This window comes from Embleya sp. NBC_00888 (assembly GCF_045207655.1).
In the GTDB taxonomy this organism is placed as follows: Bacteria; Actinomycetota; Actinomycetes; order Streptomycetales; family Streptomycetaceae; genus Embleya.
The window spans coordinates 4,507,171-4,519,984 of sequence record NZ_CP108784.1; the positions used below are offsets into that span (position 1 = coordinate 4,507,171).

Sequence of the window (12,814 nt, forward strand, 5' to 3'; positions counted from 1 at the left end):
CATGCTGACCGGGCCGGACGTGAGTCCCTCCGCGATCGTGGGATACGGTCGCAGCCGACCTTCGTCCGGCCGGGGCTCCTGTGCCCCCGGCTCGATGTACCGGCCCGATGTATCGAACCGATACATCGAGACGATAGGTCTCCTTGCCGTGTGGTGGCAAGGCGGCCGCCGGTGACTCGGGTCACAGGCAGGTCACAGTGAGGTCGCGAAAGCGGTTCCGCGTAGTCTGTTCCGCCGTGTGGTACCTCAAGCCCCGCTTCCTGCGGAACCGCCCCCCTGGCGCGTGCGTCCTGGGGAGCGGAGAGCCACGACCCGTGCGTCCGACCTCCGCGTCGTACGGCCGAGGAGTAGCGAACGCATGAGTGAACATCGCCGTAGATCACAACAGCCGCGTCCCGAGGGGCGCGGTGACTCGTATTCGGGGGGCGCGGCCGGCGCCGGGGGCGGGACGCCGCCCGGCGGCTCGTCGCTGCCCGCCGGGCCGGGAGGAGACGACGAGGAGCGCCCGCTCTCGCGTGTGGAGGCCCGAGCGGCCGCCCGCGGGGGCGGTCGACGCGCCGCCAACGGCACCGCGGCCGGCGGCCGATCACGGGCCAACGCGGGTCCGCCCCGGAAGAAGCGGTTCATCGACTACCCGAGGTACGGCAAGACCGGCGTGCGCCGCTGGTTGCCGTCCTTCAAGCAGATCCTGGCGATGATCCTGTTCTTCCTCGCGTCGATCATGGGCCTGGCGGCCCTGGCGTACGCGATGGTCAAGGTGCCGGACCCGAACGCGAACACGACGTATCAGTCGAACATCTACTACTACGCCGACGGGAAGACCGAGATCGGTCGGACCGGTCAGGTCAACCGGCAGAACGTGACGGTGGACCAGATCCCCAAGCACGTGCAGCGGGCCGTGATCGCGGCGGAGAACCGGTCGTTCTACAGCGACTCGGGCGTCTCGCCGAAGGGCCTGCTGCGCGCCGGGGTCACCATGGTCAAGGGTGGTGACACGCAGGGTGGTTCCACGATCACCCAGCAGTACGTCAAGAACACCTATCTGACCCAGGAACGCACCTTCAAGCGCAAGTTCAGCGAGATCTTCATCGCGCTCAAGGTCGACCGGCAGATGCGCAAGGACGACATCCTCGTCGGTTACCTCAACACCGCGTTCTACGGCCGCAACGCGTACGGCATCCAGGCCGCCGCGCAGGCCTACTACGGCAAGAACGTCGGCGAGCTGAACGTGGCCGAGGGCGCCTATCTGGCGACCCTGCTCAACGCGCCGGGCATCTACGACGTGATCGAGTTCCCCGGCCAGATCGACAAGGTCAAGGGGCGCTGGGCCTACGCGCTGGACGGCATGGTCAAGGAGGGCTGGCTGACCAAGGCGGAACGGGACACGCTCCAGTTCCCGATGCCGATCAAGCCCAAGCCGGCCACGAACAAGGCCGGTCAGGCCGGATACCTGATGAAGGTGACCGACCAGTACCTCAAGGCCAACAAGGTGATCCCCGAGGCCGAACTCGCGCGCGGCGGCTTCAAGATCGTCACCACGTTCGACAAGGCCAAGCAGGACGCGGCGGTCGCGGCGGTCAAGGACCAGTTGACCTCCGAGCTGAAACCGGACAAGAACGAGGCGGATCGCTACATCCGCACCGGCCTGGCCTCGGTGGTGCCCGGCGACGGGGCGGTGGTCGCACTGTACGGCGGCCCGGACTTCGTGCAGCAGGAGTACAACGACGCGGTCAGACAGGACATCCAGGCCGGTTCGACGTTCAAGCTGTTCGTACTCGCGGCGGCGCTGCGTGACGGCGGGGCGGACGGGAAACCGATCGGCCCGGACAGCATGTACAACGGCGACAGCAAGATTCCGATCAAGCTGCAGAACGGTCAGGTCTTCAAGGACGACAAGTCCGGCAAGGAGTACCTGGCACCGAACGAGGGTGACGTCGACTACGGCCCGGTCCCGATCACAAGAGCCATGGAGAAGTCGGTGAACACCGTCTTCCTCCAACTCGCCGCCGATGTCGGGCCGGAGAAGGTCAAGAAGGCCGCGATCGATGCCGGTCTGCCGCCGAACCTGACCTCGTTCGAGCCGACCCCGACGATGGCGCTCGGTGTCGCGCCGCCGAGCGCGCTGGACATGGCCGAGGCGTACGCCACCTTCGCGGCCCGCGGCCTGCACGCGGATCCGTACTGGATCAAGGAAGTCACCCACGGGGGCTCCAAGGTCGAGTTGCCCAAGCGCGAGGCCAAGCAGCTCTTCGACAAGAACGTCGCGGACACCGTCAACCAGGTCATGCAACGGGTGGTGGACAACCCGCCGCTCAACGACGGCACCGGCCGCGCGGCGAAGGCGCTGAACCGGCCGGTGGCCGGCAAGACCGGTACCACCGACGGCAACAACTCCGCGTGGTTCGTCGGGTACACGCCCAACCTGGCCACCTCGGTGGCGCTGTTCCGGGAGGACCCGAACACGCACGCCCGGCTGTCCCTCAAGGGTCTGGGTGGTCGTGACTCCGTGCACGGTGGTGACATCCCCACGCTGGTGTGGACCGCGTACATGAAGAGCGCGGTGCAGGGGTTGCCCTCGTCCGACTTCGCCACGCCCGGCGAGAAGTTCGAGGACAAGGACAAGGTGACGCTGCCGCCGACGACCGCGCCGCCGACCAGCCGCGCGCCCACGACGCCGCCGCCGTCGTCCACCGCGCCGCCGACCTCCGCGGCGCCGCCGTCGTCGACCTCACCCGGTGGCTCGCAGGGCAGTACGGGTGATCCCGGAGGTGGGCACTCCACCAAGCCGCCGAGCAGCAGCAAGCCGCCGAGTACCGAATCGCCCGGGGGCCCGCAGGGCAACACTCGCGGCGGTTCGAACGGCTTCATCATGGGCGGCCGGGGCGGTTGACCGGCGTTAGCCTTACGCGTGCCCCATCGCTTCGGCGGTGGGGCACGCGTTGTCGTATCCGGCCGGCGAGGGCGACCTCCTCGTGGAGCGCGAGAGGATGGGCGCCATGACGCCGACATCGACCGAACCCGTCCTGCCCACTCGGGACGATCCGGTGGTCCGCGCCGGCAGCGAACTCGTCGGCGGTCCGGCCGGGCGGCGGATTCGTTTCGTGCCGAACCGGTGGTGGACCCCCGTCCGGGTGCTCGTGCTGCTCGCGGTGGTCTGCTTCGCGCTCGGGATCATGCAGAAGAAGCCCTGTTACGACGGGGGTTGGTTCTCCGGCAGCACGCAGTACTCGCACGCGTGCTACAGCGACATGCCGCACCTGTACATCAATCGTGGTCTCGCGGACGGGAAGATCCCGTACTTCCAGGAGACCGGCGACAAGGACATGAAGTTCCTGGAGTACCCGGTGATCACCGGCGGGGTGATGGCCTTCGCCGGGACCCTGGCGCGCGCGGCCGGGGACATCACCGACGGCGATCTCCAGGACGAGCAGCTGTGGTTCGTCATGATCAACGCGTTGATCATGATGGCCTGCGCCGTGGTGACCGTGGTCGCGGTCAAGGGCACGTCCGGGCGGCGCCCCTGGGACGCGGCGATGGTGGCCTGCGCGCCCGCGTTGGCGCTCAACGGGCTGATCAACTGGGACCTGGTCGCGGTCGCGTTGACGGCGGTGGCCATGTGGACGTGGGCGCGGCGCAACGTGGTGGTCGCCGGGGTGATGATCGGCCTGGCGACCGCGGCGAAGTTGTATCCGGTGTTGTTGCTGGCACCGTTGTTCCTGCTGTGCCTGCGCTCGGGCCGGTTGGTCCCGTTCGCCAAGACCGCGGCGGCGGCGATCGTGTCCTGGCTGGTGGTGAACCTGCCGGTGATGCTGGTCTACGACGGCCATTGGTACGAGCGGCGCGACTGGTACATCCGCGAGGGCTGGAAACTCTTCTACACGTTCAGCCAGGACCGGCCCGCCGACTACGGGTCGATCTGGCTGATCATCCAGCAGCGCGACGGCAGACCGCTGGAGCACCTCAACAGCTACGTCACGGCGAGCCTGGTGCTGTGCTGCCTCGCGATCGCCGCGCTGGTGATGTTCGCGCCGCGGCGGCCGAGGTTCGCCCAGGTGGCGTTCCTGATCGTGGCCGCGTTCGTGCTGACCAACAAGGTCTACTCGCCGCAGTACGTGCTGTGGTTGATCCCGCTGGTGGTGCTGGCCCGGCCGCGCTGGCGGGACTTCCTGATCTGGCAGGCGTGCGAGGTCACGTACTTCCTCGGCGTGTGGATGTACATCGCCTCGTTCTCCGGCAAGGGCCTGTCGCAGAACGCGTACCACGTGGTGATCCTGCTGCACCTGCTCGGCACCGCGTACATCTGCCTGGTGGTGGTGCGCGACATCCTGCGCCCCGACCGGGACCCGGTGCGCGCGGACGGCAGCGACGACCCCTCGGGCGGGGTGCTCGACCGCGCGCCGGACGTCTTCGTGCCGACCTCGGTCCTGGTCCGCGCGGGTCGCTGAACACCACGAGGCGGCCTCGGTCGCGGCGGTTCGCCCGCCGCGACCGAGGCCGCCTCGTCGTTCGGACGGCTCAGCGAAGGGCGATCCGGTCGAAGTGTGTCGTGGTGTGCCGCAGCGCGGCCTCCAACTCGTCGCCGGGCTTGGGCGGCGCCACGTCGTTGGCCAGGAACAGCAGGCTGACCTGCATGTGCGGCGGCTCGGCGAACCAGCGCTGCTTGCCCGCCCAGGTGAACGGGGACAACGAGCGGTTGACGGTGGCCAGGCCGGCCCGGGCCACGCCCTTGGCCCGCGGCATCACCCCGCGCACGGTCTTGGGGGCCTCCAGGCCCACCCCCTGCGCGGTGCCGCCGCTGACCACCACCAGGTGCCCGTCACTGGGCGCCTTGCGCTGGCGATAGCCGAACCGCTCGCCGCGCGCGATGCGCACCACGTCCAGCACCGTCCCGCGACTGGCCAGCACGTCGTGGTCGCCCAGCCACAGGTCGGTGCCGATCCGCGGCCGGAACTCGGTGTCCGGGTGTCGCTCGCGCAACGCCGCGAGCTCGGCCGCCTTCAGGTGGCTGACGTACATCGTGCGCACCGGCAGCCGCGCCGCGCGCAGCCGTTCGACCCAGCCCACCACCTCGGCCACCGGGTCGTACCCGTCCGGGTGGTCCAGCGGCAGGTGCAGCGAGAAGCCCTCCAGGCGCACGTCGTCCATCCCGGTGCGGAGCTTGACCAGCTCCTCCTCGGTGACCCCGTCGCGCTTCATCGTGGTCATGCACGCGACCACCACCCGGCAGCCCACCAGGTCCCGGGCGGCCTGCACCGAGGACACCGTGCGGATGGTGCGGTCCGGCAGCGGGACCGCCTCCTCGCCGCGCAGGTACGGCGTGAGCACCAGGACCTTGCCGTCGAAGTGGTCCTTGACCACCGCGGCCTCGTACGTGGTCCCCACGGCCACGGTGTCCACGCACATCCGGGTGGCCTCCTCGGCCAGCCTGGGATTGGTGAACCCGTACCCGTTGCCCTTCATCACCGGTACGAGACCGGGGAACGTGTCGCGTACCTCGTCCTGGTGCTTGCGCCAGCGGGCGGCGTCGACGTAGAGCGTGAGCGACATGGGCGCTTCGGGGCCTTCCGTGCGGGGCTTGCCCTTGGGGAACACAGGGCGGAGGCGGGGGACACGCGACGCCGGCCGCGTCACGATGATCATCACGTAACAGCCAACGACACAGGTGCCGTCGGCGTTGCGTCAACGACGCGACATGTACATGTCGAGTGCCTTGTGCAGCATCTTGTTGAGCGGGAAGTCCCACTCGCCGAGGTATTCGACGGCCTGGCCGCCGGTGCCGAGCTTGAACTGGATGAGACCGAAGAGGTGGTCGTTCTCGTCCAGGGTGTCGCTGATGCCGCGCAGGTCGTACGCGGAGGCGCCGAGCGCGTACGCGTCGCGCAACATCCGCCACTGGATCGCGTTCGAGGGGCGCACCTCGCGCTTGTGGTTGGCCGAGGCGCCGTACGAGTACCAGACGTGGTCGCCCACCGTGACCATCGTGGTGGACGCGAGCACCTCGCCCTCGTGCTTGGCCAGGTACAACCGCATGCGCTCGGGGTCCTCGGCGTTGAGCGCCTTCCACATGCCCTGGAAGTAGGCCAGCGGGCGCGGCGTGAAGTGGTCGCGCACGGCGGTGACCTTGTAGACCTCGTGGAAGACGGGCAGGTCGTCGTAGCCGCCCTGGACCACGTCGACGCCGGCCTTCGTGGCCTTCTTGATGTTGCGTCGCCACAACTGGTTGAAGCCCGCGTGCACGTCGTCGAGGCTGCGCCGGACCAGCGGTACCTGGAACACGTAGCGCGGCTGCACGTCGCCGAAGCCGGCGCCGCCCGACGCGTCCTGCTGCCAGCCCAGGCCGCGCAGTTGCCGCTCCAGCTCCGCGCCGCGCTCGTCGGTCCAGTCCGGGGTCAGATCACGCAGCCGGTTCGCCGACTTGGCCGCGATCGCCTTCTTGATCGTGTCCGCCTCCCAGCGGGCGATCACCACCGGCGGGCCCATCTTGACCGAGAACGAACCGCGGCTCTTGAGATGCGCGAGCATCGGGTCGAGCCACTTGCGCAGATCGCCGTCGAACCAGTCGATGACCGGCCCCTCCGGCATGTACGCGAGATAGCGCTTTATCTTCGGCAATTGCCGGTAGAGCACGAGTGCCGCGCCCACCACCGCGCCCGACTCGTCGATCCAACCGATGCTCTCGGACCGCCACTCACTCTTCACCGCGCCCCAGGAAGGGCACTGAAGAAAGCTCACGGAGGGCCTGCCCTTGATGAAGGCGAGATGCTCCTCGGCGGTGAGCGTCCTCAGGCGCAAAGACATGTAAGAGCTCCTCGAAATCGGTTCGGCCGTGACAGAGGTTACTGCGCCTTTGGGCGCTATGGATCGTGCCGGGCGGCACACGCGGGACGGTACGCGGACAATTCGGCCTTTCGGCGTCGAAACGGGCGCTTGACTGTGTCAGTAATCAGCAATCGTCGCTTAACAATCGCGACTCGGCGGGGAAACCGCGTCTCGCCAGACTCCGGTACGTCATCCCCCGGAACCGAAGGAGTCCCGGCATCGTGCGGAAAATCACGGTTTACCGGCCCTGGGCACGCATCGCCGCCCTGTCGCTGGCCGCCCTGCTCGTCACCTCCTGCGCCGCCGACGAGAGCACCGCGAAGAAGAGTGCCGCCGGGCCGGACGTCGGCGGGGACTCGATCAAGGTCGGGGTGCTGCACTCGCTCAGCGGCACCATGGCCATCTCCGAGGTGACCGTGAAGAACTCGGTCCTGCTCGCGATCGACGAGATCAACGCCAAGGGCGGCGTGCTCGGCAAGAAGATCTCACCGGTCACCGAGGACGGCGCCTCCGACTGGCCGACCTTCGCCGAGAAGGCGCAGAAGCTGATCTCCCGGGACCGGGTGGCGGTGACCTTCGGCGGGTGGACCTCGGCGAGCCGCAAGGCGATGTTGCCGGTGTTCGAGAAGAACCGACAACTGCTGTTCTACCCCGTGCAGTACGAGGGCCTGGAGAGCTCGCCGTACATCTTCTACACCGGGGCGACCACCAACCAGCAGATCGTGCCGGGCCTGGACTACCTCAAGAGCCAGGGCAAGAAGAAGATCTTCCTGGTCGGCAGCGACTACGTCTTCCCGCGCACCGCCAACAAGATCATCAAGGCGTACGCGAAGGCGAACGGCATGGAGGTGGTCGGCGAGGAGTACACGCCGCTGGGCCACACCGAGTACAGCACGCTGATCAACAAGGTCGAGTCGGCCAAGCCCGACGCGGTGTTCAACACCCTCAACGGCGACAGCAACGTGGCCTTCTTCAAGCAACTGCGCGGCAACGGCGTCGGCGCGGCGAGCATGCCCGTGCTCTCGGTCAGCGTCGCCGAGGAGGAGGTCCGGGGCATCGGCCCGGACAACATCGTCGGCCAGCCGGTCGCCTGGAACTACTACCAGAGCACCGAAACCCCGCGGAACACCGAGTTCGTCGCCGCCTACAAGGCCAAGTACGGCGCGGACAAGGTCACTTCGGACCCGATGGAGGCCGGCTACAACTCGGTCTACCTGTGGAAGGCCGCGGTCGAGAAGGCGCGGAGCTTCGATCCCGAGGCGGTGAGGAAGGCCGCGGACGGCGTCTGGATCGACGCGCCCGAAGGCCGGGTCACCATCGACGGCACGACCCAACACGTGCACAAGACCGCGCGGATCGGTGTGGTCCAGCCGGACGGCCTGATCAAGGAGGTCTGGAACTCCGGGGCGCCGATCAAGCCGGATCCCTACCTCAAGGCCTATCCGTGGGCCTCGGGCCTGTCCTAGTCGGGTGACGCGGCCGGTCCGGCGACGCGACCCGGACCGGCCCGGACCCCGGCCGGGTCGGCGGCTCGACCCGGACCGGCGGCTCGACCCGGGAGACAGGCACAGGGGACCACGGAGACAGGAGGTATCACCCGGTGCACGCATTCCTGAACCAATTGCCGATCGGCCTCGCGATCGGCGCCGTCCTGCTGCTGATCGCGCTCGGCCTGACCTTCACCTTCGGTCAGATGGGTGTGATCAACATGGCCCACGGCGAATTCATCATGGCCGGCGCGTACACCGCGTACATGGTGCAGGCGCCGGTGGCGGCCCTCGGCCTGAAGGGTCAGGCCGTACCGGTCGCCCTCCCCGTGGCGTTCGTGGTCGCGGGCACCATGGGGCTGATCCTGGAGCGGGCGCTGATCCGCCGCTTCTACGGCCGACCGCTGGACACACTGCTGCTCACCTGGGGCGTGTCACTGGTGCTCCAGCAGGTCGCGCGGGATTTGTTCGGCGCCCCCAACGTCCAGGTGGTGGCGCCCGATTGGCTGGTGGGCGGGAACGAGGTGTTCGGCGTCCGGATCCAATACGCCCGGGTGTTCATCCTGGTGCTGGCGCTGGTCTGCGTGGTTGCGATCCGGGTCTACCTGGACCGCACCCGCCAGGGTCGGCGGATGCAGGCGGTGATGCAGAACCGCCGGCTCGCCGCGTGCAGCGGGATCGACACCGGGCGGGTGGACCAGCGCACCTTCTTCATCGGATCCGGCCTGGCCGGCGTGGCGGGCGTCGCGCTGACCCTGGTCGGTCCGGTCGGGCCCTCGCTCGGCACGTACTACATCGTCGACGCGTTCCTGGTGGTCGTCGCGGGCGGGCTGGGCCGGCTGGAGGGCGCGGTGATCGCGGCCTTCGCGCTGGGCCTGATGAACAGCTACCTGGAGTACTGGTCGGACGCCTCGCTGGCCAAGGTGCTGGTCTTCGCGGTCGTCATCGGCTTCCTGCAACTGCGTCCGCAGGGCCTGTTCGTGCTGCGTTCCCGGGCGCTGACGTGAGCGGCCGCGCGGGCGGCCGGTGGGCCCGATCCGAGAACTGGCGCGGGACGGTCGGCTTCATCGCCACGGCCCTGCTCGTGTTCGCCGTCGCACCCGCGACGTTGAGTCCCTTCCGCCTCGAACTCCTGGCCAAATACCTGTGCTTCGCGATCGCCGCGCTCGGCATCGGGCTGGCCTGGGGCAAGGGCGGGATGTTGACCCTGGGCCAGGGGGTGTTCTTCGGCCTCGGCGGCTACGCGATGGCGATGCACCTCAAACTCGCCGAGGCGGGTCCCGGGCGACTGCCCGACTTCATGGTCTGGAGCGGGGTGGACCGACTCCCGATGGTGTGGGAGCCGTTCCGCCAACCGTGGTTCGCCCTGGCCATGGTGGTGCTGCTGCCGGGCACCGTCGCCGCGCTGCTGGGCCTGCTGGTCTTCGGCCGTCGGGTACGCGGTGCCTACTTCGCCATCCTCACCCAGGCGCTCGCCGCCGCGTTCACCATCTGGCTGGTCGGTCAACAGGCCCTGACCGGCGGCACCAACGGACTGACCGACTTCGGCACCTTCTTCGGCCTGGACCTGGCCGCCGACGCGGACCGGCGCACGTTGTACTTCGTCGTGGCGATCGTGCTCGGCCTGCTGTATCTGGGCTTTCGGCAGGTCGTGGCGAGCCGGTTCGGCCGGCTCCTGGTGGCGGTGCGCGACGGCGAGGACCGGGTGCGCTTCCTGGGCTACGACCCGGCGCTGGTCAAGACCGTGGCCTTCACCCTGTCCGCGATCTCCGCGGGCATCGCGGGCGCGCTGTTCGTCCCGGTGGTCGGCATCATCTCGCCCGCCCTGCTCGGGGTGGTGCCCTCGCTGGAGCTGGTCTTCGCGGTCGCGGTCGGCGGTCGGTACGCGCTGGCCGGCGCGATCCTGGGCGCGGTCCTGCTCAACTACGCCAAGACCACGTTCTCGGAGAACTACGCGGACGGCTGGCTCTACCTCCAGGGCGTCCTGTTCATCGTGGTGATGGCGTTCGCGCCCAAGGGTGTGCTCGGCCTGGTCGGGCAGATCCGGGGCACGATCGCCCGCCGCCGCCCGACGCGCGCGAGTGCGCCGGCGCGCCCCCGTACCGCCGAGGAGGTGTCCGGATGAGCGAGCCACTGCTGAGCGTGCGGGGTCTGGGTGTGGTGTTCGGCGGATTCCGCGCGATCGACGGCGTCGACCTGACCGTCGAGGAGGGCGAACTGCGCTTTCTGATCGGTCCCAACGGGGCGGGCAAGACCACCCTGATCGACATCGTCACCGGTCTGACCCGGCCCACCGAGGGCAGCGTGCGCTTCGCCGGCACCGAGTTGGTCGGCCGGCGCGAGCATCAGGTGGTCCGAGCCGGCATCGGTCGCACCTTCCAGACCGCGGTGGTCTTCGAGGAGTTGACTGTCGAGGAGAACGTCGACCTGGCCGGCTCGTTCCGGCTCGGCCTGCACCGTCTGCTGCGACGACGGCGCGGACGCGGCGCCGCGGTCGAGGCCGCGCTTGCGGACACCGGCCTGATCGACCTGGCCGACCGCCCGGCCGGCGTGCTCTCGCACGGGCAGCGGCAGTGGCTGGAGATCGCCATGCTGCTCGCCCAGGAGCCGCGCCTGCTGCTGCTCGACGAGCCGGTGGCGGGCATGTCCCGGGACGAGCGCGAGCGCACCGGCGCACTGCTGACCGCGATCGCCCGGGACCGCACGGTGATCGTGGTCGAACACGACATGGAGTTCGTCCGCACCTACGCGTCCACGGTGACGGTGCTGCACGAGGGGCGGGTGCTCACCGAGGGCGACATGGCCTCGGTCCAGGCGGATCCGACCGTGCGGGAGGTCTATCTCGGCCGCTCGCGCGAGGCGCGGACCCGGCCGGCCGGCGAGGCCCACGAGCGGGAGGCGGTGTCCTGATGGACGCGATGTTGGAGGTGGCCGGCCTGGAGGCCGGCTACGGCCGGGCCCGGGTGTTGTTCGGCGTCGACCTCACCGTCGCCGCGGGCTCGCTGGTGTGCGTCATGGGCCGCAACGGCGTCGGCAAGACCACGCTGCTCGACACGATCATGGGCGTGTTGCCGGTGCGCGCCGGCCGGGTCCGGTTCCGCGGCCGCGACATCACCCGGCTGCCGACCCACGAGCGGGTCCGGCTGGGCCTGGGCTACGTGCCGCAGGGACACGAGAGCTTCGACCGGCTCAGTGTGCGGGAAAACCTGCGGGTGACCCGGGAGGCGAGCGGCGGCCGGGACGCGGGCGTGTTGGACGAGGTGCTGGACCTGTTCCCGCGTCTGCGCCCGCTGCTGAACCGGCCCGCCGGCTTCCTCTCCGGCGGCCAGCAACAACAGCTCGCCATCGCCCGCACCCTGGTCACCGAACCGGCGATGCTGATCCTGGACGAGCCCACCGAGGGCATCCAGCCCTCGATCGTGACCGAGATCGAGGACGTCATCGAGCGGCTGCACCGCGAGCGCGGCCTCGCGGTGCTGCTCGTCGAGCAGTATCTGGACTTCGCGGAGCGCCTGGCGGACCGCTTCGCGGTTCTGGACGCGGGCGTCGTGGTGCGCGAGGGCGCCGGCCGCGAACTGGCCGAACCGGAGATCCGGCGACTGCTGGCCGTGTGAGTCGCCGGATACGGGTGCGGGTGCTCAGTACAGTCCGCCGTGGAACATGTTCATGAACAGCGCGACGGCGGACACACCCAGCGCGAGCACCGTGACCACACGTTCCTCGGTGGTCGCCGAGAACATCTGACTGATCAGTCCGGTCAGCACGCCCGCGAGCGCGGTCCACGCGCCCAGGATGTGCATCCCCTCGAAGAACGCGCAGACGCCCGCCACCAGCGCGAACAGCACCACCGCGGCCACCAGCGCGTTCTCGCGCGGATGGGCACGGCCGTCGGAGTTGAGGGTCAGGCGGGGCCGGTGCGCTCCCGCGGTCGGGGCGGTTCCCGTACGGCGGATCGTATGTGCCATCACGCACCTCCGGTGAGTGACTGCGGTACGGACCTTTTGTCCGTATATCCATCCCCCAGGGTGGCGGGCGTCATGCTCGGATTTCAAGAGTGTGTGTGGGGCCGGGTACGCTGTACCGTCCGCTGCCTTCTCGGCACCCCCGTGCGTTCTCGGATCGGGGGCCGCCTTGGCGTGGCGGCATTTACGCAAGCCCTCCTGCCACGGAGATTCCGTGGCCGATCAGTCCACAGGAGGTGGGTGTTCACATGCGTAGCTACGAACTCATGGTCATCCTCGACGCGGACCTCGAAGAGCGCGCGGTCACGCCGCTGCTCGAGCAGTTCCTCAATGTCATCCGCAACGACGGTGGCAAGGTCGAGAAGATCGACACGTGGGGCCGTCGCCGGCTCTCGTACGAGATCAAGAAGAAGTCCGAGGGCATCTACGCCGTCGTGGACCTGGCCGCGGAGCCCGCGACCGTCAAGGAACTCGACCGTCAGATGAACCTCAACGAGTCGGTGCTGCGGACCAAGGTCCTGCGCCCCGACCAGCGCTAGTCCGAGC

The 12,814-nt window shown here is 69.0% G+C and carries 11 protein-coding genes; 8 read left to right on the plus strand and 3 right to left on the minus strand.

The features are described 5' to 3' along the window. Positions 1 to 358: 358 nt before the first annotated feature. Positions 359 to 2,890: a transglycosylase domain-containing protein gene (locus OG948_RS18840; protein ID WP_406297654.1), complete on the plus strand. Its 2,532-nt coding sequence runs from the start codon at positions 359 to 361 to the stop codon at positions 2,888 to 2,890. Positions 2,891 to 2,987: 97 nt separating this feature from the next. Next, entirely contained in the window at positions 2,988 to 4,445 is a 1,458-nt protein-coding gene (locus OG948_RS18845) for a glycosyltransferase family 87 protein (protein WP_406300291.1), read from the plus strand. A gap of 70 nt (positions 4,446 to 4,515) precedes the next feature. On the opposite strand, the gene OG948_RS18850 is transcribed toward OG948_RS18845, so the two are convergent. Further along, entirely contained in the window at positions 4,516 to 5,547 is a 1,032-nt protein-coding gene (locus OG948_RS18850) for an alanine racemase (RefSeq protein ID WP_395867795.1), read from the minus strand. A gap of 132 nt (positions 5,548 to 5,679) precedes the next feature. Continuing rightward, positions 5,680 to 6,798 carry a lipid II:glycine glycyltransferase FemX gene (locus tag OG948_RS18855; RefSeq protein WP_395867797.1) on the minus strand — a complete coding sequence of 373 codons (1,119 nt, stop codon included), beginning with the start codon at positions 6,796 to 6,798 and terminating at the stop codon, positions 5,680 to 5,682. A 242-nt stretch (positions 6,799 to 7,040) separates the two neighbouring features. Between OG948_RS18855 and urtA the strand changes: the two genes are divergently transcribed. From urtA to urtE, 5 genes are all read left to right on the plus strand, one after another. Further along, on the plus strand, positions 7,041 to 8,285 hold the full coding sequence (gene urtA / locus OG948_RS18860; RefSeq protein WP_406297655.1) for an urea ABC transporter substrate-binding protein: 1,245 nt from the start codon (positions 7,041 to 7,043) through the stop codon (positions 8,283 to 8,285). A gap of 134 nt (positions 8,286 to 8,419) precedes the next feature. Next, positions 8,420 to 9,313, plus strand: a complete 894-nt coding sequence (gene urtB, locus OG948_RS18865) for an urea ABC transporter permease subunit UrtB (RefSeq protein ID WP_406297656.1) — start codon at positions 8,420 to 8,422, stop codon at positions 9,311 to 9,313. Beyond that, a complete protein-coding gene (gene urtC, locus OG948_RS18870) occupies positions 9,310 to 10,431 on the plus strand; it encodes an urea ABC transporter permease subunit UrtC (protein WP_406297657.1) in 1,122 nt (373 codons plus the stop codon). The genes urtB and urtC overlap by 4 nt, the downstream gene beginning before the upstream one ends. Continuing rightward, on the plus strand, positions 10,428 to 11,216 hold the full coding sequence (gene urtD / locus OG948_RS18875) for an urea ABC transporter ATP-binding protein UrtD (protein ID WP_406297658.1): 789 nt from the start codon (positions 10,428 to 10,430) through the stop codon (positions 11,214 to 11,216). The genes urtC and urtD overlap by 4 nt, the downstream gene beginning before the upstream one ends. 8 nt (positions 11,217 to 11,224) lie before the next feature. After that, entirely contained in the window at positions 11,225 to 11,920 is a 696-nt protein-coding gene (gene urtE, locus OG948_RS18880; protein WP_406300292.1) for an urea ABC transporter ATP-binding subunit UrtE, read from the plus strand. A 24-nt stretch (positions 11,921 to 11,944) separates the two neighbouring features. Here the strand turns inward: urtE and OG948_RS18885 are convergent, their stop codons facing one another. Continuing rightward, a complete protein-coding gene (locus tag OG948_RS18885) occupies positions 11,945 to 12,271 on the minus strand; it encodes a hypothetical protein (protein WP_406297659.1) in 327 nt (108 codons plus the stop codon). A 245-nt stretch (positions 12,272 to 12,516) separates the two neighbouring features. Here OG948_RS18885 and rpsF point away from each other — a divergent pair, with 245 nt between their 5' ends. Next, positions 12,517 to 12,807, plus strand: coding sequence for a 30S ribosomal protein S6 (gene rpsF / locus OG948_RS18890; protein WP_020557172.1), 291 nt, complete (start codon positions 12,517 to 12,519; stop codon positions 12,805 to 12,807). Positions 12,808 to 12,814 lie beyond the last annotated feature (7 nt).

Excerpts from the sequence above, each read along its gene's own strand:
- urtD (WP_406297658.1), top strand. The coding sequence starts at position 10,428 with ATGAGCGAGCCACTGCTGAGCGTGCGGGGTCTGGGTGTGGTGTTCGGC.
- rpsF (WP_020557172.1), top strand. The coding sequence starts at position 12,517 with ATGCGTAGCTACGAACTCATGGTCATCCTCGACGCGGACCTCGAAGAG.
- OG948_RS18885 (WP_406297659.1), bottom strand. The coding sequence starts at position 12,271 with ATGGCACATACGATCCGCCGTACGGGAACCGCCCCGACCGCGGGAGCG.
- OG948_RS18855 (WP_395867797.1), bottom strand. The coding sequence starts at position 6,798 with ATGTCTTTGCGCCTGAGGACGCTCACCGCCGAGGAGCATCTCGCCTTC.
- OG948_RS18845 (WP_406300291.1), top strand. The coding sequence starts at position 2,988 with ATGGGCGCCATGACGCCGACATCGACCGAACCCGTCCTGCCCACTCGG.
- OG948_RS18840 (WP_406297654.1), top strand. The coding sequence starts at position 359 with ATGAGTGAACATCGCCGTAGATCACAACAGCCGCGTCCCGAGGGGCGC.
- OG948_RS18850 (WP_395867795.1), bottom strand. The coding sequence starts at position 5,547 with ATGTCGCTCACGCTCTACGTCGACGCCGCCCGCTGGCGCAAGCACCAG.
- urtE (WP_406300292.1), top strand. The coding sequence starts at position 11,225 with ATGTTGGAGGTGGCCGGCCTGGAGGCCGGCTACGGCCGGGCCCGGGTG.